This is a genomic window from Streptomyces sp. NPDC048507, assembly GCF_043199995.1.
GTDB lineage: Bacteria > Actinomycetota > Actinomycetes > Streptomycetales > Streptomycetaceae > Streptomyces.
The window spans coordinates 111,891-129,820 of sequence record NZ_JBICWZ010000010.1 but is presented as its reverse complement, the minus strand read 5'-3'; the positions used below and the strand labels follow the sequence as shown (position 1 = coordinate 129,820).

Here is a 17,930-nt window from a genome sequence, read left to right as displayed (position 1 = left end):
CCTTGTCCCACACACCGGGGGAGTTGGAAGTACCTGTGAGCACCCATACCGAGCCCGAGCGCCCGATCTCGCTCGCCGCGCCCAGCGGAATCGACCGCGCCGCGCACCACCGCCTCGACGAGGCCTGGCTCGCCGCGGCCTGGAGCCACCCGACGACCCGCGTCTTCGTCGTCTCCGGCGGCCAGGTCCTGATCGACGACACCGCCGACGGCGGCACCGGCATCGTGATGACCCCGGCCTTCGAGGCCCCGGTCACCGAGACCCACCGCTACTTCCTGGGGACCGACGACGACGGCGTACGGTACTTCGCGCTGCAGAAGGACTCGCTGCCGGGCCGCATGGACCAGTCGGCCCGCCCGGCGGGCCTGCGCGAGGCCGGGCTCCTGCTGTCGCAGCGCGACGCCGGCCTGATGGTGCACGCGGTGGCGCTGGAGAACTGGCAGCGCATGCACCGCTTCTGCTCCCGCTGCGGCGAGCGCACCGTGGTCGCGGCCGCCGGCCACATCCGCCGCTGCCCGGGCTGCGGCGCCGAGCACTACCCGCGCACCGACCCGGCCGTGATCATGCTGGTCACGGACGAGCAGGACCGCGCGCTGCTCGGCCGCCAGGTGCACTGGCCGGAGGGCCGCTTCTCCACGCTGGCCGGGTTCGTCGAGCCCGGCGAGTCCATCGAGCAGTCGGTGGTCCGCGAGGTGTGGGAGGAGGCGGGCGTCAAGGTCGGCACGGTCGCGTACGTGGCCAGCCAGCCCTGGCCGTTCCCGTACAGCCTGATGCTGGGCTTCACCGCCCGGGCCGTCACCTCGGAGATCACGGTCGACGGCGAGGAGATCCAGGAGGCCCGCTGGTTCTCCCGCGAGGACCTGCGCGCCGCCATCGAATCCGGCGAGGTCCTGCCCCCGTCGGGCATTTCCATCGCGGCCCGCCTCGTCGAGCTCTGGTACGGCCAGCCCCTCCCCAAGCCGGCCACCGCCCTCTGACCCCCGCCCCGCGCCGGTCCGGGCCCGGACACGCAGAAGGCCCCCGCCGCGGCGGGGGCCGGTCTGGGGCCGGGCCGTGCAGGGTCAGACGGCGAGGGCCTGCTTGACCTGGGCGAGGCTCGGGTTCGTCATGACGGACTCGTTGCCGGCGGAGGACTTCACGCGCACGGTCGGGACGGTCTGGTTGCCGCCGTTGGCCTGCTCGACGAACTTCGCGGACTCCGGGTCGAGCTCGATGTTGATCTCGTTGTACGCGATGCCTTCCCGGTCCATCTGGGACTTCAGCCGACGGCAGTAACCGCACCAGGTCGTGCTGTACATCGTGACGGTGCCCGTGTCCTGCATGCTCGCTCCTCTGTGAGTCTCGGTGGACCGAGGTCTCTCGGCTGATCCGAGTACTCGAACGCGCGCCGCCGCCCCACCATTCCCGTCCGTCGCGCCCCGGCCGGCCGGTGTGACGGATCCGACTGATCCAACCGGCCGCCGTGGCCGCGGACCGGTGTGATGAACGGCTCCGCCTGTGGACGCCCAGCCCGTCCGCCGTCCGGGACCTGGCAGCATGGCGGGGTGACATCAGCAACGCACTCCCCAGACTTCCCGGCCGCCACCGGCAGCGGTGCGGCGGACGCCGACGCCGTGCTCCTGGGCCTGGACCCGGAACAGCGCGAGGTCGCCACGACCCTGCGCGGCCCGGTGTGCGTGCTGGCGGGCGCCGGTACGGGCAAGACCCGCGCGATCACCCACCGCATCGCCTACGGGGTGCGTTCCGGCCAGCTCATGCCCGCCAGCGTGCTCGCCGTCACCTTCACCAACCGCGCCGCCGGAGAGATGCGCGGGCGCCTGCGCGACCTCGGCGCCGGCGGGGTGCAGGCCCGCACCTTCCACTCCGCGGCGCTGCGCCAGCTCCAGTACTTCTGGCCCCGGGCCGTGGGCGGCGAGGTGCCCCGGCTCCTGGAACGCAAGATCCAGTTCGTGGCCGAGGCCGGAGCCCGCTGCCGCATCCGCCTCGACCGGGGCGAGCTCCGCGACGTCACCGGCGAGATCGAATGGGCCAAGGTCACCCAGACCGTGCCAGCCGACTATCCGGCCGCCGCCCTCAAGGCGGGCCGCGAGGCCCCCCGGGACCTGGCCGAGACCGCCCAGATCTACGGCACCTACGAACAGCTCAAGCGCGACCGCGCAATGATCGACTTCGAGGACGTGCTGCTGCTCACCGTCGGCATCCTCCAGGACCGCCACGACATCGCCGAGCAGATCCGCAGCCAGTACCAGCACTTCGTGGTGGACGAGTACCAGGACGTCAGCCCGCTCCAGCAGCGCCTGCTGGACCTGTGGCTCGGCGAACGCGACTCCCTCTGCGTCGTCGGGGACGCCAGCCAGACCATCTACTCCTTCACCGGCGCCACCCCCGACCACCTCCTGAACTTCCGCAACCGCTACCCGCAGGCCACCGTGGTCAAGCTGGTCCGCGACTACCGCTCCACCCCCCAGGTGGTCCACCTCGCCAACGGCCTGCTGGGCCAGGCCAGGGGCCGGGCCGCCGAACACCGCCTGGAGCTGATCTCCCAGCGCGAGCCGGGCCCCGCCCCCGTGTACGCCGAGTACCCGGACGAGCCCGCCGAGGCCGAGGGCGTCGCCGGGCGGGTCCGTGACCTCATCGCGGCCGGCGTCCCCGCCGGGGAGATCGCCGTCCTCTACCGGATCAACGCCCAGTCCGAGGTGTACGAGCAGGCCCTGGCCGACGCAGGGGTGCCGTACCAGCTGCGCGGGGCCGAGCGGTTCTTCGAACGGGCCGAGGTGCAGAAGGCCGTCCTCGCCCTGCGCGGGGCCGCCCGCTCGGGCGGCAGCAACGATCCGCTGCTCGAAGACGTCGTGGAGCTGGGCTCCCAGGTCCGGGCCGTGCTCAGTTCCACCGGCTGGAGCGCCGCGCCGCCCGCCGGCTCCGGCGCCGTGCGCGACCAGTGGGAATCCCTGGCCGCGCTGGTCCGCCTGGCCGAGGACTTCGCCCGGGCCCGCCCCGGGGCGACGCTGGCCGATCTCACGGTCGAGCTGGAGGAGCGCAAGGCCGTCCAGCACGCGCCGACCGTCCAGGGCGTCACCCTCGCCTCGCTGCACGCGGCGAAGGGCCTGGAGTGGGACGCCGTCTTCCTGGTGGGCCTCACCGACGGCATGGTGCCGATCACCTACGCCAAGACCGACGAGCAGGTCGAGGAGGAGCGCCGGCTGCTGTACGTCGGCGTGACCCGCGCCCGGGTGCACCTGACGCTCTCCTGGGCGCTCTCCCGGGCTCCGGGCGGCCGGGCCTCCCGTCGCCCCAGCCGCTTCCTGAACGGCCTGCGGCCGGGCTCCGCGGCCCCCGCGAGCCGGGCCGGGGCCTCCACCGAGGGCGGCACCCGGGTCCGCGGCCGCCGCGGACCGGCGCTGTGCCGGGTCTGCGGCCGGACCCTGACGGAAGCCGGCGACATCAAACTGATGCGCTGCGAAGACTGCCCGTCCGACATGGACGAAGGACTCTACGAGCGGCTGCGCGACTGGCGCGCGGGCCAGTCGAAGGCCCAGGGGCTGCCCGCGTACTGCGTCTTCACCGACAAGACCCTCATGGCCATCGCGGAGGCCTCGCCCTCCGAGGCCGGGGAGCTCTCGATGATCTCCGGCGTCGGTGGCCGCAAGCTCGAGCGGTACGGAACCGATGTCCTGGCCATCTGCGCAGGCCAGGAGCCTGTCGGGGCGGATCCTGACGACGCGTAGAAACTCGTCGGAAAAATAGTTTGCACATGCCCGGCGGATCCCCATAGGTTCTTAGCAACGGAAACGGTGGCTTCTCCGAAGCCCGGGATCCGTGCTGTACTTATCCGAATACGCATGGGACAGGCCTCCGGGCCCGGACCCCGAGACGCCGAGAGGAGGCGAGACCAGTGACCAGCTTCATGACCTTCACCAAAATGACCGATCGCTCGGTCGACGCTTCCTGCCTGCTCGGCTCCGTCTCCAACAGGGGTACCGGTCTGTCCGCGATTTCCGTCGGCAGCCCCGCCCTCCTGGCGACCCTTCCGGTCAGCGAGCGCAATGAGCGACCGACCCAGGCACCGGTGGCAGTACTGGAAGCCCAGGCGCACGCCGCCTATGGCTTCGCGGCCGCAGCCGGTGCCGGATCCCAGACGCAGACGAAGAAGCACCAGCACCACCTGATGTGGGCCTTCCGCGGGCTCGAACCCTGGAGTGATCCAGCCTGATCTCACGATCAGGCCGGCGCCTTCAGGGCCGCGGAACCCCACCCGGGATCCGCGGCCCTTCTGTTTGTCCCCGAACGGGGACGGCGGAGCGAAGGGGCCTCGGGACTGGCAAGACCAGGTACCAAGCCGCGACCGGCCGACCGGCCGGAACGACTAGTCGAACAAGACGAGGAAGAAAAACACCGTGCAACTCGAAGCGCACGCCCCGTCCGTACCGCAGACCCAAACGATCTCCCCGCCCGCAGTCCCGGAGGACTCCACCTTGACCCCCCTCACCGCGCTCACCGCGCTCGACGACGCCATCGAGAACCTCGGCGTCCCGGTTCCCTGCCGCACCTTCGACCCCGAGGTCTTCTTCGCCGAGTCCCCGGCCGACGTCGAGTACGCCAAGTCGCTCTGCGGCACCTGCCCGCTGGTCGAGGCCTGCCTCGCCGGCGCCAAGGAGCGCCGCGAGCCCTGGGGCGTCTGGGGCGGCGAGCTCTTCGTCCAGGGCGTCGTCGTGGCGCGCAAGCGTCCGCGTGGCCGTCCGCGCAAGAACCCGGTTGCAGCGGCATGACCGCCATCGGAACCATCGACCGCCCCGTGACGCACGACCCCCTGAAGCAGGCCCTCATGTCCCCCCACGCCACCACGAGCGAGCAGCCGCACGGCTCCGCCACCGCAGACTTCATCACCGCAGGCGCGATCACCTCGCGTCAGAACAGGACCCGCGAAATGCAACTCATCCCAGAAGCCCTGGCTCGTGCCCATATGGACGACCGCATGCGTGAGGCGGACGCCGAGCGTCACGCCCTGCGCCTGGTCGCCGCCCGGCGCATGCAGCGCAAGGCCGAGCGCGTCTCGCTGCGCGCCCGGCGTGCGCTCGCCATGGCCGTCATGCACTGACGGCCGGTGAGCCCGCGAGCCACCGACTGAACCACCCGGGGGGACCGGTCCGAACGGACCGGTCCCCCCGGTGCGTTGCGGAGCGGGCCGGGCCCCCGCGGGGATATCGTCCGGAGGTGGACCAGCAGCCTCCCCACCCCTGCCCGCCGGGATCCGGGACCCAGCCCGTCGTCTGCGCGCGATGCGGCGCCCGCTCCCCGGACGGCGCCCCGCCCACCTGGACCTGCTCGGTGGAGAACGGGACCAGACAGTACTTCTGCGTCGACTGCGCGCGCGCCAACCTCCGGGCGATCGAGGGCCGCCTCGACTCCGCCTGGTGGTGACCCGGGCCGCCGCCGGGCCCGTTCCGGGCCTCAGTCCTCCGGGAGGAACCCCGGCAGCCACGCCTCCAGTTCGTCGCGCAGCCGTACCGTCGCGCCCAGCTGGCACAGCACCCCGATGGTGCTCAGGGTGACCCGGTGGATCAGCAGGTACGAGGGCGGCAGGTTGATCTGCCGCCCCAACTGGTGGGCGGGGGAGCGGGGATCGGCGATCCGCGCCGCCTGGCCGCGCAGCCACGGACGGGTGAAGGTGAACTCCTCGGCCTCGGCGGGCTCGATGATCGGCTTCAGATAGTCGAGCAGCGCGCCGGGGTCGAGCGCGATGGACTCCTTCACGAAGCCCTCCGCACGCAGATGTCCGTAGACCCCCTCCGCGTCCCCGTCCAGGGTCATGCGCAGCGAGCGGCCTATGGGCTTCGGCCAGCCGCCCGGCAGCCGGTCGACCGTGCCGAAGTCGAGCACGCCCAGCCGCATCCGGCCGTCCGCCCCCGTGATCAGCCGGAAGTTCCCCGGATGCGGGTCGGCATGCAGCAGCCCGGTGCGCGCGGGTCCGGAGAAGAGGAACCGGGCCAGCAGCTGGCCGGCGCGGTCGCGCTCCTCCCGGGTGCCGTCGGCGACGATCTCCGACAGCGGCACGCCCTCCATCCACTCGGTCACCAGCACCTGGTCCCCCTGGTGCACGACGTCCGGGACGACCACGTCCGGATCGCCGTCGAAGGCGTCCGCGTGGGTGCGCTGCGCCTCCGCCTCGAGCTCGTAGTCCAGCTCCTCCGCGACGCGGTCGCGCAGCTCGGTGATGAGCGGCTTCATGTCCATGCCCGGGATCAGCGGACCGAGCAGCCCGGCGAACCGGCTCAGCTGCTTCAGGTCGGACAGCAGCGCCTCTCCGGCCCCCGGGTACTGGACCTTGACCGCCACCTGCCGGCCGTCGTGCCACACCGCGCGGTGTACCTGCCCGATCGAGGCCGCCGCGGCCGGCTTGTCCTCGAACTCCTCGAAGAGCTCGCGCCAATCCTCGCCGAGCCGCTCCGCCAGCACCTGGTGCACCCGCGCCGCCGGCAGCGGCGGGGCCGCTTCCTGGAGCTTGGTCAGGGCCGCCCGGTAGGGGCCCGCGACCTCCTCGGGCAGCGCCGACTCGAACACCGAAAGGGCTTGCCCGAACTTCATGGCGCCCCCCTTCAGCTCACCGAGGGTGCGGAACAACTGCTCGGCGGTGCGCTGCTGGAGTTCACGGGCCACGATCTCGGCCGACTTGCCGCCGATGCGCTTGCCGAGGCCCCAGGTCGCCCGTCCCGCGATGCCCAGCGGCAGCGCCGCCAGCTTGACGGTACGGGTGACCGCCTTCCGGGGAAGATCAGACATTCGCCCCTCCAGTTCCCAGACGGCTGCGCCGCGAGCGGCGGTTGCGGGACGGCCCCTCGGCCCCCGACGCATCCTGCCATGGCCCCCTGTGCGGGCGGACCCGGGTACCCGCCCCCGATCCGCCCCGGTCCGCCCCGGTCCGGCGGGAGTCCGGCCGTTCACGACCGCACCGCCCCGGCGTCCACGGCGGGGGCCGCCGCCGCGCACGGGCAGTCCGGATGGGGCCGCAGCGCCGAGTGCTCCCAGTGCAGCCCGGGCAGGGCGGCCTCCCAGCGGGTGGCGGTCGAGGCGGGCAGCTCCCCGTCCAGGAAGGCCAGGGCGTGGGCCGCGGTCAGCCCCGCCACCGCAGTGGACAGCCCCAGATCGCAGGCCGCCGTGGCCCGGCGGCGGTGCGCCGAACGCCACTGGACCAGCATCCGCGGCCAGGCCGGATCCCGGTCGACGCGGTCGCGCTCCATGCACCCGGCGCAGGCCGTGGCCCCCGGCAGCACCAGCGGCCCCACCAGCCCCGTCCCCTCCAGCACTCCCGCGTACAGGTGCGGGGTGCCCGAGCCCACCCAGTCGGCCGCCACCGCCGGATCGGGCGCCCACGCCTGGAGCCCGTCCCGGGGCGCGACCACCACCAGCGCGGGCGCCGGCCCCGGCCCCTCGGGATCTCCCGTGCGCGGTGGCCGGCCCGGAGCCGACTCCCGGACCAGGGCGGCCGCCGCCTCCGCCCGCAGCCGGCCCACGCTCGCGGGACCCAGCCCGCCCGGAGCCACGTCGGCCGCCGTCACCCGGCCCCCGTCGAGCACCTCGACCCGCCCCACCCCGGCCCCCGCGAGGACGGCCGCGACCGCCGCCCCGACCCGGCCGCTCCCGCGCACCTGGACCCGTATCGCCCGCCGCGCCGCCACCCCCCGCAGGTCACCCCCCGGCTCCCGGTGCACCAGGGAGAGCGAGCCCATATCAGGGCCGAGCCGCTCCAGCACCTCCGGGCGACGGCGCACCGCCTGGGCGCGGGGCCCTCCCGCGGTGAGGTCGTCGAGCAGCCCGGCCCCGGCCAGGCGCCGCACCAGCTCGTCCAGCCGCCCCTCCGCGAGCCCCGCCGCCCGGGCCTCGGCCCGTAACAGCTCCATCCCGCGCGTCCCGTCGATCCGGTCGATGAGCGAACCGGTGGCCGTGTCCACCGGTCCGAGCACCACCGCGTGGGCGGGCGTCACACCGAACTGGACCGTCTGCAGATCCCGCCAGGCCCGTGCCAGCGCGGGCTTCACCTTCGGATACACGACATCCCCCCAGAGACCTGTTCCGCCGCCTTCTCCTGTCCTGTGCCACCTTGCCCGGCGGCCGCGCACCGTGCGCCGGCCCGTCCACAGGCGGGGTGCACAAGGCGTATGAGATGGAGAAAGGGGGCGTTCGCGGAATCCCCGCCGAATCGATCATGTTCGAACCGCGGACGCGCGGGACTTCCGCCACGGCGAGCGGGTACCGTCGAGGCGTGTCCGCCGACCCACCCCAGCGCGCCGTCGAAGTCCGCCGGAGCGCGCGCCGCCGCAGGACCGTGTCCGCCTACCGCGAGGGTGACCGGACGGTCGTGCTGATCCCTGCCCGGATGTCCGAGGCGGAGGAACGCCGCTGGGTGGGCGTCATGCTGGACAAGCTCGCCGCCCAGGAGAGCAAGCGCACCCTGGGCGACGCGGAACTCACCGCGCGCGCCGAACGTCTCTCGGAGCAGTACTTCGACGGCCGGGCCCGCCCGGGTTCGGTCCGCTGGGTCACCAACCAGAACACCCGCTGGGGCTCCTGCACCCCGGCCGAGGGCAGCATCCGGCTCTCCCACCGCCTCCAGGGCATGCCGGAGTACGTCGTGGACTACGTGCTGCTCCACGAGCTGGCGCACCTGCTGGTGCCCGGCCACGGTCCCCGGTTCTGGGAGCTGCTGGAGGCCTACCCGAAGACCGAGCGGGCCCGCGGCTTCCTGGAGGGGGTCGTCGCGGCGGAGCGCCTTCCGGGGCCTCCGGGGCCCCCGGACGCCCGGGAGGAGTGATCCGGACGGTTACCTTCCGTCACGGGTGGTGATTGTGTACCGGGTCGGTACCGACTTGGCCGGATGTCGGCGGGAGCCGTTAGCCTGAGCGGCACGCATGCCGGCGCGGCATCGCCGCGAGGCGATCCGGCGGCACGGATTCACAGTCGGGATGGGGGACGGTCGGACGTATGGCCAGGGAATTCCAACGCGGCCACAAGGCCAAGATCAGTGATCTGACGGCGGGTACCGATCTGTACGTGGGCGTCCAGATCGCCGGGCCCGGGCTCGCCTTCGACATCAGCTGCTTCGGCCTCGACGCCGACGAACGGCTCTCGGACGACCGTTACTTCGTCTTCTACAACCAGCCGAAGTCGCCGGAGGAGTCCGTCCAGCAGCTCGGCGCGCAGGCCGGGGACACGGAATCCTTCCGGGTGACCCTCGACCGGGTGCCGGCGGCGATCCACAAGCTGTCCTTCACCGCGACCCTCGACGGCCCCGGCCAGATGTCGCAGATCGGCCCGGGTTACATCCGGGTCGTGGCCGGCGGCGAGGAAGTCGTCCGGTACTCCTTCACCGGCGCCGAGTTCAGCACCGAGCGCGCGCTGATGATCGGCGACTTCTACCTGAAGGACGTGTGGCGCTTCGCCGCCGTCGGCCAGGGCTTCGACGGCGGGCTCGACGCGCTGCTGCGCAACTTCGGCGGCGAGGTCGCCGAGGAAGAGGAGCAGCCGCAGCAGCAGGTGCCGCCCCAGGCGCCGCCGCAGGCGGCCGCGCCCGGCTTCGCCCCGCCCCCGCAGCAGGCCGCCCCGGCACCGTCCTTCGCCGCCCCCGCCCAGCCGCAGCACCAGCAGCCGCAGCAGCCCCAGCACCACCAGCACCAGCCGCAGCACCACCAGCCCGCGCCCTACGCGGCGCCGCAGCAGCAGCCCCCGGCCCCCGCGCCGGTGCACTCGGCGCCGACGATGATCGCCCCGCTGGTGCCGCCCGCCCCCGCGGCCCCGTACGGCCAGCCGCCCCACCCGCCGCAGCAGCCCGGCCCGCCCTCCTACGGCGGGCAGCAGCAGCCGCACTCCTCGTACGGCGGCCAGGTCCCGCCCCCGGCCCCCGCTCCGCCCTACGGCCAGGCCCCGCAGGCCCCGTACGGTCAGGTCCCGGCCCAGCCGTACGGGCAGCAGCCCGGCCAGCCCTACGGGCAGCAGCCCCCGCCCGCCTACGGCCAGGCCCCGCAGGCCGCCGCCGGGGCCGGCCTCGCCGCCGCCCTCCAGCCGTACAAGGAAGCCCCCACGGGCGCCCGCTGGACCCCGCAGAACCAGCAGCTCATGCGCGTCGACCTGTCGATGGGCGGCCAGGCCGTCCTCGCCCGTCAGGGCAGCATGGTCCTCTACCAGGGCAAGGTCGACTTCAGCTACAAGGGAGCGGGCTTCGCCGGCCGCATCGTCGGCAACGCCACCGGCCAGGAGATGCAGCTGATGCGCTGCACCGGCCGCGGCCAGGTGTTCCTCGCCGAGGACGGCGCGCACCTGCACGCCATCGAGCTCCAGGGCGACGGCATCTGCGTCTCCGCCGAGTCCGTCCTCGCCTTCGACGAGTCCCTCCAGCACGAGGTGCGCCGCATCGAGGGCCACGGCATCCCCGGCGGAGCCCTGTTCACGATGCTGTTCCAGGGCTCCGGCACGGTGATCGTCAAGACGCACGGCGTCCCGGTCGTACTGCCCGTCACCCCGACCACCTTCGCGGACAGCAACGCCATCGTCGCGTGGTCGGCCGCATCCCAGGTGATCATCTCCAGCCAGGTGCGCCTGCGCCGCAACGCCTACCCCGGCCACAGCGGCGAGACCGTGAACCTCCAGTTCCGCGGTGCTCCCGGCAACTTCATCGTCGTCCAGCCGTACGAGGTCTGAGGGAGCCCCACATGAACGCCATGAACGCAACGAACCAGCAGCTCGCGGGCTACGCCCCCACCCCCGTCACGGCCCGCATGGAGAACCACGGCCGCGCCATGCTCAAGGTCGCCATGCAGAGCGGCCAGGACCTCTTCGCCCGCACCGGCTCGATGGTCGCCTACGAGGGCTTCGTCCAGTACGAGCCCAACCCGCCCGCCGTGCGCCAGATGGCCTCGCAGTGGCTGACCGGCGAGGGCGCCCCGCTGATGAAGGCCACCGGCGACGGCCTGCTCTACCTCGCCGACTACGGCGCCGACGTCGTCTGCATCAACCTCAACAACGACGCCCTCTCCGTCAACGGCACCAATCTCCTCGCCTTCGACGCGCACCTCCAGTGGGGCGTCGAGCGGGTCAAGGGCATGGCGAAGTTCGCCGGCCAGGGCCTCTTCAACGTCCAGGTCTCCGGCACCGGATGGGTGGCCATCACCTCCCGCGGCACCCCGATCGTCGTCGACTGCGGCCGTGGCGAGGACGAGACGTACGTCGACCCGGACGCGCTCGTCGCCTGGTCCCCGAACCTCAAGGTCAAGGGGAAGCGCAGCTTCAAGGCCTCGTCGATGATCGGCCGGGGCAGCGGAGAGGCCTACCAGATGGCCTTCTCCGGCCAGGGCATCGTCGTCGTACAGCCCAGCGAGGACAGCACCGACCGGCTCCGGACCCGGGGCTGAGGGGGAGCGGACATCATGCAGAGCGCACTTTTCGGCTACGCGGAAGCGCAGTCCCAGGACCGGTACACCGTCCAGAACCCCCAGCTCCTGAGGGTCTCGCTGACCGGCTCCGACGACGTCCTCGCCCGCAAGGGCGCCATGGTCGCCTACCAGGGCATCGTCGACTTCGACGGCGAGTACCAGAGCACGACCCAGCGCACCTCCCGCGCCCGCACCGGCGAGGGCCTCGACCTGATGCGCTGCTCGGGGCAGGGCACGGTCTACCTGGCCAACCTCGCGCAGCACGTGCACGTCGTCGACGTGGACCAGGACGGCCTCACCGTCGACAGCAGCTACGTGCTCGCCCTGGACTCCTCCCTGCACACCGAGGCCATCGCCGTGGACAGCCAGTACGGGATCTCCGGCTCCGGCAAGTACCAGCTCAACATCAGCGGACGCGGCAAGGTCGCCCTCATGACCTCCGGACAGCCGCTGATGATGCAGGTCACGCCGGACAAGTACGTCAACGCCGACGCCGACGCCATCGTCGCCTGGTCCACCTCGCTGCGCGTGCAGATGCAGGCCCAGACGCACTCCACGGGCGTCTGGCGGCGCCGCGGCAACACCGGCGAGGGCTGGGAGCTCAGCTTCCTCGGCACCGGCTTCGCGCTGGTCCAGCCCAGCGAGGTGCTGCCGCCGCAGAACGCCGCGCTCGGGCAGGGCATGGCCGCCCAGTACGGCATGGGCCAGCACGGCGCCCACGCCCAGAACCAGAACAACGCCTGGAACTGACCGCGAGCGGTCCGTGTCCGCGGACACGGACCGCACGGCGGGAGGGGCGGCCCCGCACGGGGCCGCCCCTCCCGCCGTGCTGCCGGGATCAGCCGCCGAGGCGCGCCCGGGTGGCCTCCAGCAGCCGCACCACCGAGGTGTCGGCCACCGCCGCCACCTCCTCGTACGGGAACCAGCGCAGGTCCAGCGACTCCTCGCTGATCTCCGCCACCGCCCCGGCCGGAGCCAGCGCGGCGTACTGCACGTCCAGGTGCCAGTTGCACGGTGCCGGGATCGGATGCCGGTCCAGCCGCACCGGCCCGCCCGGCACCAGCGTCAGCCCGGAGGCGATGCCCGACTCCTCGACGGCCTCGCGCAGCGCCGCGTCGGCGAGGGTGGCGTCACCGGGCTCGCAGTGCCCGCCCATCTGGAGCCAGATGCCCAGCTTCCGGTGCAGGGTCAGCAGGACGCGGCCGCCCTCCGGGTCCACCACCAGGGCGCTGCCGGTGACGTGCCCGGCCGTGCAGGGCTTGTAGACCCCGTCCGGGTGGGCGGCGAGGTGCTCCAGGTACAGGTCGCGGAGCTCGGGCTGGTCCTCGTACCGCTTCAGGACCAGGACCGCGTCTTCGTGCAGGCTCACTTCTCGTCTTCGCCGTTCTCTTCGCCGCTCTTGCCGTCGCCCGCGGCGCCGTTCCCGCCGGCGGACCCGTCGCGCCCCCGCGCCGCCTCGCCGAGCATCTTGTCGATCTCGGAGAAGTCCAGCTGCTCGCGGTGCACGAACCCGTCCGGGTCGTCCAGGTCGGAGGCCGTCGGCAGCATGTCCGGGTGCTCCCACAGCCCGTCGCGGCCGTCCACGCCGCGCGCGTCGGTGAGCGAGGCCCACAGCCGCGAGGCGTCGCGCAGCCGCCGGGGCCGCAGCTCCAGCCCGATCAGCGTCGCGAAGGTCTGCTCCGCGGGACCGCCCGAGGCGCGGCGCCGGCGCATCGTCTCGCGCATGGCGTCGGCCGAGGTCAGACGGGGCTTGGCCGCCTCGTGCACGACGGCGTCCACCCAGCCCTCGACCAGCGCGAGCGCCGTCTCCAGGCGGGCCAGGGCGGCCTTCTGCTCCGGGGTGTCCTGCGGCTGGAACATGCCGCCCTGGAGGGCCTCCTGGAGCTGCTCCGGGTTCGAGGGGTCGAGCTGGCCGACCACGTCCTCCAGCTTCGAGGTGTCGACCTTGATGCCGCGGGCGTACCCCTCGACCGCGCCGAACAGGTGCGAGCGCAGCCACGGCACGTGGGCGAAGAGCCGGGCGTGGGCCGCCTCGCGCAGCGCCAGGTACAGCCGTACCTCGTCCGAGGGGACGCCGAGGTCCTTGCCGAAGGCCTCGATGTTCAGCGGCAGCAGCGCCGCCCGGCCGGCCGGGCCCAGCGGCAGGCCGATGTCGGTGGAGCCGACGACCTCGCCCGCGAGCGTGCCCACGGCCTGGCCGATCTGCTGGCCGAACATGGCCCCGCCCATGGAACGCATCATGCCGAGCAGCGGGCCCGCCATGGCCTGCATCTCCTCGGGCAGCACGCCGCCCATGGCCGCGCCGACGCGCTCGGCGACCGGGTCGACGAGCTCCTTCCACACCGGCAGCGTCGCCTCGACCCACTCGGCACGGCTCCACGCCACGGCGGCGTTGGCACCCGACGGCAGGGAGGTCACCCCGTCCAGCCACAGGTCGGCGAGGCGCACCGCCTCCTCGACCGCCGACTTCTCGGCGACGCCGACGCTCACGTCCTTCACGCCGTCCGCCGTGCCCTGGGCGACGGTCTGGCGGGCGATGTCCTTGGCCATGTCCCAGTTGACCGGGCCGCCCTCGTAGCTCAGCATCTGGCCGAGCTGCTGGAAGGCGGCACCCAGGTCGTTCGGGTTCATCGACCCGAACATCGCGGCGAACGGATTGTCCGCACCGCCCGGCAGGCCGCCCGGGCCGAACCCGAACGGATTCGCGGGCCCGCCCTGCCCGCCCTTCTTGCCCTCGTCGCCGTTCTCCGGCTCCTCCGGCGGAAGGCCGAATCCGAATGGGGTGTCGCTCACGGGTTTCCTCGGCTCGTAGGGCCGCCGGCGGGAGCCGACGGGCAATGGTCCGACAACACCACCCAGCGTAGACACCACTCCCGCTTCCGGGCTCGGTGCTCCGCCGACTCCTGGGCTGCGGCAGGATGGACATCACCTGGTGGGTACGCGTCACGGCGCGCCCCCACTGAAGACAACCGCTGGAGACGCCCGGTGAGTTCCCCAGATCCGCAGGCTCGCGCGCCGCACGACGCCGAAAACCGCCCTGAGCACGGTGACAGCGCCCCCGGCGTTCGCCAGCCGCGAAACCAGCCCGAACCCCGGCGGCGCAGCCCCGTGATCGCGGTGACCGGAGCCGCGTCCGGGGTCGGCGCGGCCCTGGTGAGCCGCCTCGCCGCATCGGACGAGGTCAAGCAGGTCGTCGCCATCGACGAGCGGCGCGGGGACTGCGCGGCCGCGCACTGGCACGTCCTGGACGTGCGCGACCCCGCGATCGCCGAGAAGCTGCGCGGCGCCGACGTCGTCGTGCACCTCGCGCTCGACCTCGACCTGGAGACCGACCCGGCGGCCCGTACCGCGTACAACGTGCGGGGGACCCAGACCGTCCTGACCGCCGCCGCGGCCGCCGGGGTGCACCGGGTCGTGCTCTGCACGTCCGCGATGGTCTACGGGGCCCTCCCGGACAACGACATCCCGCTCTCGGAGGACTCCGAGCTGCGCGCCACCGCCGAGGCGACCGGCGTCGGCGACCTCCTGGAGATCGAGCGGCTGGGCCGCCGGGCGCCCCGGGCCCACCCCGGGCTGAACGTGACGGTGGTCCGTCCGGCGGTCCTGGTCGGCGGCACCGACACCGCCCTGACCCGGTACTTCGAGTCGCCGCGCCTGCTCGTCGTCGCGGGCTCCCGGCCCACCTGGCAGTTCTGCCACGTCGAGGACCTGGTCAGCGCGCTGGAGTACGCGGCGCTGGAGAAGGCCGAGGGCGAGCTGGCGGTCGGCTGCGAGGGCTGGCTGGAGCAGGAGGAGGTCGAGGAGCTGAGCGGCATCCGCCGCATGGAGCTGCCCTCGGCGGTCGCCCTGGGCGCGGCGGCCCGGCTGCACCGGATCGGCCTGACGCCGTCCCCGGCCGGGGACCTCGCGTACACGATGCACCCGTGGGTGGTCAGCGTCAGCGGGCTGCACGCGGCCGGCTGGCGGCCCCGCTGGACCAACGAGGAGGTGCTGGCCGAGCTGCTCCAGGAGGTGGCGGGCCGGCACACGGTCGCGGGCCGCAGGCTGGGCCGCAAGGACGCCGCCACGGCAGCGGGCGCCGCGGGCGCGACGGTGGCCCTGCTGGGCGCCGCCGCCGCGGTCCGCCGGGCCCGCAAGCGCCGGGGCCTGTGACCGGGCCGGGGCGGCGCGCGGCGGCCCCACGAGCCCCGTCGCCCCAGTAGGCCCCGGCAGCCCGGCGAGCCCCGCCGGACCTGCGGGCTCCGCCTGGCCTGCCGCCCCGGCGGGTCCTCGCGCCCCGGCAGCCCGGCGAGCCCCGCCGGGGCCGGGCGGGTGGGGTTCCGGGGGCCGGAGCTCCTGTAGGAGGCTCCCAAGCCGACGCGCCCGGCCCGGGCGAAACGGCTATTCCGCCACCTCAGCCCCTAGGGCACGATGGAAGACATGGCACCGCACTTCGACCACCCCGGCGAGCAGGCCGCTCAGGACCCGATCCGCCTGCTCGACATCCGTGACACCCCGCTCTCGATCGACGAGGTCTTCCGGGCCGTCGGCGACGACGCGACCGGAGGCACGACCCTGTTCGTCGGCACGGTGCGCGACCACGACGGCGGCGTCGACGTCGACTCCCTCGGCTACTCCTGCCACCCGACGGCGCAGGCCGAGATGCGCCGCGTCGCGGAGCGCGTCGTCGAGAAGTACCCGGTCCGCGCCCTGGCGGCGGTCCACCGCATCGGCGACCTGGCCGTCGGCGACCTGGCCGTGGTCGTCGCCGTCTCCTGTCCGCACCGCGGCGAGGCCTTCGAGGCCTGCCGGATGCTGATCGACGACCTCAAGCACGAGGTCCCCATCTGGAAGCACCAGACCTTCGCGGACGGCACGGAGGAGTGGGTCGGCGCCTGCTGAGGCGGCGGCGCCGAACGGGCGCAGGGGCGCGGCGGTGCCCCCGGGCGCGGGACTCGACCCGGGTGGCGGTACCCTCACACCCGTTCGGCCGCGCAACACGCCCTCGATTTGCGTAACCCCTTTCCGGGCACGAGCGTTGAAGCCACCAACGACACGTACTTTCGGGGCAGGGAGGCACGTCCATGGCGTCACTGGCGTGGTTGCTGATTCCGCTGTTCGCCGCGGTCGGAGCGGCGATATGGGGCAGCTGGGCGGCACGCGACCGCACGCAAGGCGACATATCGGAGCTCGCCGGTTACGCGAGGTTCCGCGAGGTCATGGACAAGGCCGACCGCGCCCATCGGGCCGGGACGAAAGAGAAGGCACACTCCGGTTCCGACGCCGTCTGAGGCGTCCCGTGAGTCCCTCCGGCGTCCCGCCCACGAGAGGGCTCCGCGCAGCGGCCGGGCTGAGAATCCCCTGAGAGTTGCGCCCCGGGCCCCCGTACGGACCGGCCCCACGGGCCGCCCCCCGAGACCGTCCCGTACTGTCGGCTCATGCCACGCCGCACCGCGACGATGCTCGCCTCCTTCCTCGTGCTGTTCGCGCTTCTCTGCGCAGGGGTGTTCATCAAGGTCCCGTACTCCGAGATGAGCCCGGGACCGACCGTGAACACGCTGGGGGACTCCCGCGGCGAGCCGGTCCTGAACATCTCGGGCCACAAGACGTACCCGACCAGCGGTCACCTCAACATGACCACGGTCCGCGTCACCGGCGCCGACTACGACATGAACCTGCTCGAGGCCGTGTACGGCTGGCTGGCCGACGACAACATCGTCGTACCGCACGAGAACCTCTACCCGAACGGCAAGACGGACAAGGAATCGACGCAGGAGAACGCCGAGGAGTTCAGCCAGTCCCAGGAGAGCGCCAAGGTGGCCGCCCTCAAGCAGCTGGGCATCCCGGTGTCCGCCCGGGTCATCGTCTCCACCGTGGTCAAGGGCAGCCCCTCCGAGGGCCGGCTGCACGCCGGAGACGTGATCAGGGAAGTCGACGGCGCGGCGGTCACCGCCCCGGGCGACGTGGCCAAGCTGGTGACCAGGCACAAGCCCGGCGAGCCGGTGGAGTTCACCATCGTCCCGGCCGCCGAAGCCGCCGAGGCGGAGAAGGCCAACCGCGAGCCGACGGCCACGAGCAAGGTCACCGTCACCGCGGGCAAGGCGCCGGAGGACGGCCACGCCGTCGTCGGCATCCGGGCCGGGACCGACCACACCTTCCCGTTCCCCATCGACATCAAGCTCGCCGACGTCGGCGGGCCCAGCGCCGGTCTGATGTTCGCCCTCGGCATCGTCGACAAGCTCAACCCGGAGAGCCTCACCGGCGGCAAGTTCATCGCGGGTACCGGCACCATCGACGACGCCGGCAAGGTCGGCCCCATCGGCGGCATCCAGATGAAGACCATCGGCGCCCGCCAGGCCGGGGCCGAGTACTTCCTCACCCCGGCCGACAACTGCGCCGCGGCCGCCGCGCACGTGCCCGACGGCCTGACCCTGGTCAAGGTGGACACCATCGGCGACGCCACCAAGGCGCTGGAGAAGATCGGCAAGGGCGACACGGCGGGCCTGCCGCGGTGCACGAAGTCCTGACCGC

At 73.2% G+C, this 17,930-nt stretch carries 19 protein-coding genes; 14 read left to right on the top strand and 5 right to left on the bottom strand.

Features of this window, described 5'->3' with window-relative positions; translation table 11 throughout:
* Positions 1-23 precede the first annotated feature (23 nt).
* The gene (gene nudC, locus ACGFXC_RS25925; RefSeq protein WP_393716570.1) at positions 24-977 is read left to right on the top strand and encodes an NAD(+) diphosphatase; all 954 of its coding nucleotides are present in this window, start codon (positions 24-26) and stop codon (positions 975-977) included.
* A gap of 84 nt (positions 978-1,061) precedes the next feature.
* On the opposite strand, the gene ACGFXC_RS25920 is transcribed toward nudC, so the two are convergent.
* Complete coding sequence (locus ACGFXC_RS25920; RefSeq protein ID WP_393716568.1) at positions 1,062-1,322, bottom strand: mycoredoxin; 261 nt, start codon at positions 1,320-1,322, stop codon at positions 1,062-1,064.
* A 222-nt stretch (positions 1,323-1,544) separates the two neighbouring features.
* Here ACGFXC_RS25920 and ACGFXC_RS25915 point away from each other — a divergent pair, with 222 nt between their 5' ends.
* The 5 genes from ACGFXC_RS25915 to ACGFXC_RS25895 all read left to right on the top strand — a co-directional run bounded on the left by ACGFXC_RS25915 (position 1,545) and on the right by ACGFXC_RS25895 (position 5,418).
* Positions 1,545-3,725 (top strand): ATP-dependent DNA helicase UvrD2, encoded by a 2,181-nt coding sequence (locus tag ACGFXC_RS25915; protein WP_393716567.1) that lies wholly within the window; start codon positions 1,545-1,547, stop codon positions 3,723-3,725.
* A 179-nt stretch (positions 3,726-3,904) separates the two neighbouring features.
* The gene (locus ACGFXC_RS25910) at positions 3,905-4,210 is read left to right on the top strand and encodes a hypothetical protein (RefSeq protein ID WP_393716752.1); all 306 of its coding nucleotides are present in this window, start codon (positions 3,905-3,907) and stop codon (positions 4,208-4,210) included.
* Positions 4,211-4,394: 184 nt separating this feature from the next.
* Positions 4,395-4,766 (top strand): WhiB family transcriptional regulator, encoded by a 372-nt coding sequence (locus tag ACGFXC_RS25905; protein ID WP_356874535.1) that lies wholly within the window; start codon positions 4,395-4,397, stop codon positions 4,764-4,766.
* Positions 4,763-5,095: a hypothetical protein gene (locus ACGFXC_RS25900; RefSeq protein WP_393716565.1), complete on the top strand. Its 333-nt coding sequence runs from the start codon at positions 4,763-4,765 to the stop codon at positions 5,093-5,095. Before ACGFXC_RS25905 ends, ACGFXC_RS25900 begins: the two co-directional genes overlap by 4 nt.
* 116 nt (positions 5,096-5,211) lie before the next feature.
* Complete coding sequence (locus tag ACGFXC_RS25895; protein WP_393716563.1) at positions 5,212-5,418, top strand: hypothetical protein; 207 nt, start codon at positions 5,212-5,214, stop codon at positions 5,416-5,418.
* Positions 5,419-5,448: 30 nt separating this feature from the next.
* On the opposite strand, the gene ACGFXC_RS25890 is transcribed toward ACGFXC_RS25895, so the two are convergent.
* Both ACGFXC_RS25890 and ACGFXC_RS25885 read right to left on the bottom strand, forming a co-directional pair.
* Positions 5,449-6,777, bottom strand: coding sequence for an ABC1 kinase family protein (locus ACGFXC_RS25890; RefSeq protein WP_393716562.1), 1,329 nt, complete (start codon positions 6,775-6,777; stop codon positions 5,449-5,451).
* Between the two features lie 158 nt (positions 6,778-6,935).
* Positions 6,936-8,045 carry a ThiF family adenylyltransferase gene (locus ACGFXC_RS25885; protein ID WP_393716560.1) on the bottom strand — a complete coding sequence of 370 codons (1,110 nt, stop codon included), beginning with the start codon at positions 8,043-8,045 and terminating at the stop codon, positions 6,936-6,938.
* Positions 8,046-8,200: 155 nt separating this feature from the next.
* Here ACGFXC_RS25885 and ACGFXC_RS25880 point away from each other — a divergent pair, with 155 nt between their 5' ends.
* From ACGFXC_RS25880 to ACGFXC_RS25865, 4 genes are all read left to right on the top strand, one after another.
* The gene (locus ACGFXC_RS25880; protein WP_393716558.1) at positions 8,201-8,806 is read left to right on the top strand and encodes a M48 family metallopeptidase; all 606 of its coding nucleotides are present in this window, start codon (positions 8,201-8,203) and stop codon (positions 8,804-8,806) included.
* 170 nt (positions 8,807-8,976) lie between these two features.
* Entirely contained in the window at positions 8,977-10,689 is a 1,713-nt protein-coding gene (locus ACGFXC_RS25875) for a TerD family protein (protein WP_393716556.1), read from the top strand.
* A gap of 20 nt (positions 10,690-10,709) precedes the next feature.
* Entirely contained in the window at positions 10,710-11,399 is a 690-nt protein-coding gene (locus ACGFXC_RS25870; protein WP_393716750.1) for an AIM24 family protein, read from the top strand.
* A gap of 15 nt (positions 11,400-11,414) precedes the next feature.
* Positions 11,415-12,170 carry an AIM24 family protein gene (locus tag ACGFXC_RS25865; RefSeq protein WP_393716554.1) on the top strand — a complete coding sequence of 252 codons (756 nt, stop codon included), beginning with the start codon at positions 11,415-11,417 and terminating at the stop codon, positions 12,168-12,170.
* Between the two features lie 88 nt (positions 12,171-12,258).
* Here ACGFXC_RS25865 and ACGFXC_RS25860 read toward each other — a convergent pair whose 3' ends face one another.
* Together ACGFXC_RS25860 and ACGFXC_RS25855 are read right to left on the bottom strand one after the other, a co-directional pair.
* The gene (locus tag ACGFXC_RS25860; protein ID WP_393716552.1) at positions 12,259-12,789 is read right to left on the bottom strand and encodes an NUDIX hydrolase; all 531 of its coding nucleotides are present in this window, start codon (positions 12,787-12,789) and stop codon (positions 12,259-12,261) included.
* Positions 12,786-14,213 carry a zinc-dependent metalloprotease gene (locus ACGFXC_RS25855; protein ID WP_393716550.1) on the bottom strand — a complete coding sequence of 476 codons (1,428 nt, stop codon included), beginning with the start codon at positions 14,211-14,213 and terminating at the stop codon, positions 12,786-12,788. Before ACGFXC_RS25855 ends, ACGFXC_RS25860 begins: the two co-directional genes overlap by 4 nt.
* Positions 14,214-14,405: 192 nt before the next feature.
* Here ACGFXC_RS25855 and ACGFXC_RS25850 point away from each other — a divergent pair, with 192 nt between their 5' ends.
* From ACGFXC_RS25850 to ACGFXC_RS25835, 4 genes are all read left to right on the top strand, one after another.
* Complete coding sequence (locus tag ACGFXC_RS25850) at positions 14,406-15,572, top strand: SDR family oxidoreductase (RefSeq protein WP_393716549.1); 1,167 nt, start codon at positions 14,406-14,408, stop codon at positions 15,570-15,572.
* Positions 15,573-15,839: 267 nt separating this feature from the next.
* Positions 15,840-16,301 (top strand): molybdenum cofactor biosynthesis protein MoaE, encoded by a 462-nt coding sequence (locus ACGFXC_RS25845; protein ID WP_393716547.1) that lies wholly within the window; start codon positions 15,840-15,842, stop codon positions 16,299-16,301.
* A 182-nt stretch (positions 16,302-16,483) separates the two neighbouring features.
* The gene (locus ACGFXC_RS25840; RefSeq protein WP_393716546.1) at positions 16,484-16,690 is read left to right on the top strand and encodes a hypothetical protein; all 207 of its coding nucleotides are present in this window, start codon (positions 16,484-16,486) and stop codon (positions 16,688-16,690) included.
* A 147-nt stretch (positions 16,691-16,837) separates the two neighbouring features.
* The gene (locus tag ACGFXC_RS25835; protein ID WP_393716544.1) at positions 16,838-17,926 is read left to right on the top strand and encodes a PDZ domain-containing protein; all 1,089 of its coding nucleotides are present in this window, start codon (positions 16,838-16,840) and stop codon (positions 17,924-17,926) included.
* Positions 17,927-17,930 lie beyond the last annotated feature (4 nt).

Excerpts from the sequence above, each read along its gene's own strand:
- ACGFXC_RS25840 (WP_393716546.1), top strand. The coding sequence starts at position 16,484 with ATGGCGTCACTGGCGTGGTTGCTGATTCCGCTGTTCGCCGCGGTCGGA.
- ACGFXC_RS25865 (WP_393716554.1), top strand. The coding sequence starts at position 11,415 with ATGCAGAGCGCACTTTTCGGCTACGCGGAAGCGCAGTCCCAGGACCGG.
- ACGFXC_RS25835 (WP_393716544.1), top strand. The coding sequence starts at position 16,838 with ATGCCACGCCGCACCGCGACGATGCTCGCCTCCTTCCTCGTGCTGTTC.
- ACGFXC_RS25880 (WP_393716558.1), top strand. The coding sequence starts at position 8,201 with ATGTTCGAACCGCGGACGCGCGGGACTTCCGCCACGGCGAGCGGGTAC.
- ACGFXC_RS25875 (WP_393716556.1), top strand. The coding sequence starts at position 8,977 with ATGGCCAGGGAATTCCAACGCGGCCACAAGGCCAAGATCAGTGATCTG.
- ACGFXC_RS25920 (WP_393716568.1), bottom strand. The coding sequence starts at position 1,322 with ATGCAGGACACGGGCACCGTCACGATGTACAGCACGACCTGGTGCGGT.
- ACGFXC_RS25900 (WP_393716565.1), top strand. The coding sequence starts at position 4,763 with ATGACCGCCATCGGAACCATCGACCGCCCCGTGACGCACGACCCCCTG.
- ACGFXC_RS25890 (WP_393716562.1), bottom strand. The coding sequence starts at position 6,777 with ATGTCTGATCTTCCCCGGAAGGCGGTCACCCGTACCGTCAAGCTGGCG.
- ACGFXC_RS25870 (WP_393716750.1), top strand. The coding sequence starts at position 10,710 with ATGAACGCAACGAACCAGCAGCTCGCGGGCTACGCCCCCACCCCCGTC.
- ACGFXC_RS25910 (WP_393716752.1), top strand. The coding sequence starts at position 3,905 with ATGACCTTCACCAAAATGACCGATCGCTCGGTCGACGCTTCCTGCCTG.
- ACGFXC_RS25845 (WP_393716547.1), top strand. The coding sequence starts at position 15,840 with ATGGCACCGCACTTCGACCACCCCGGCGAGCAGGCCGCTCAGGACCCG.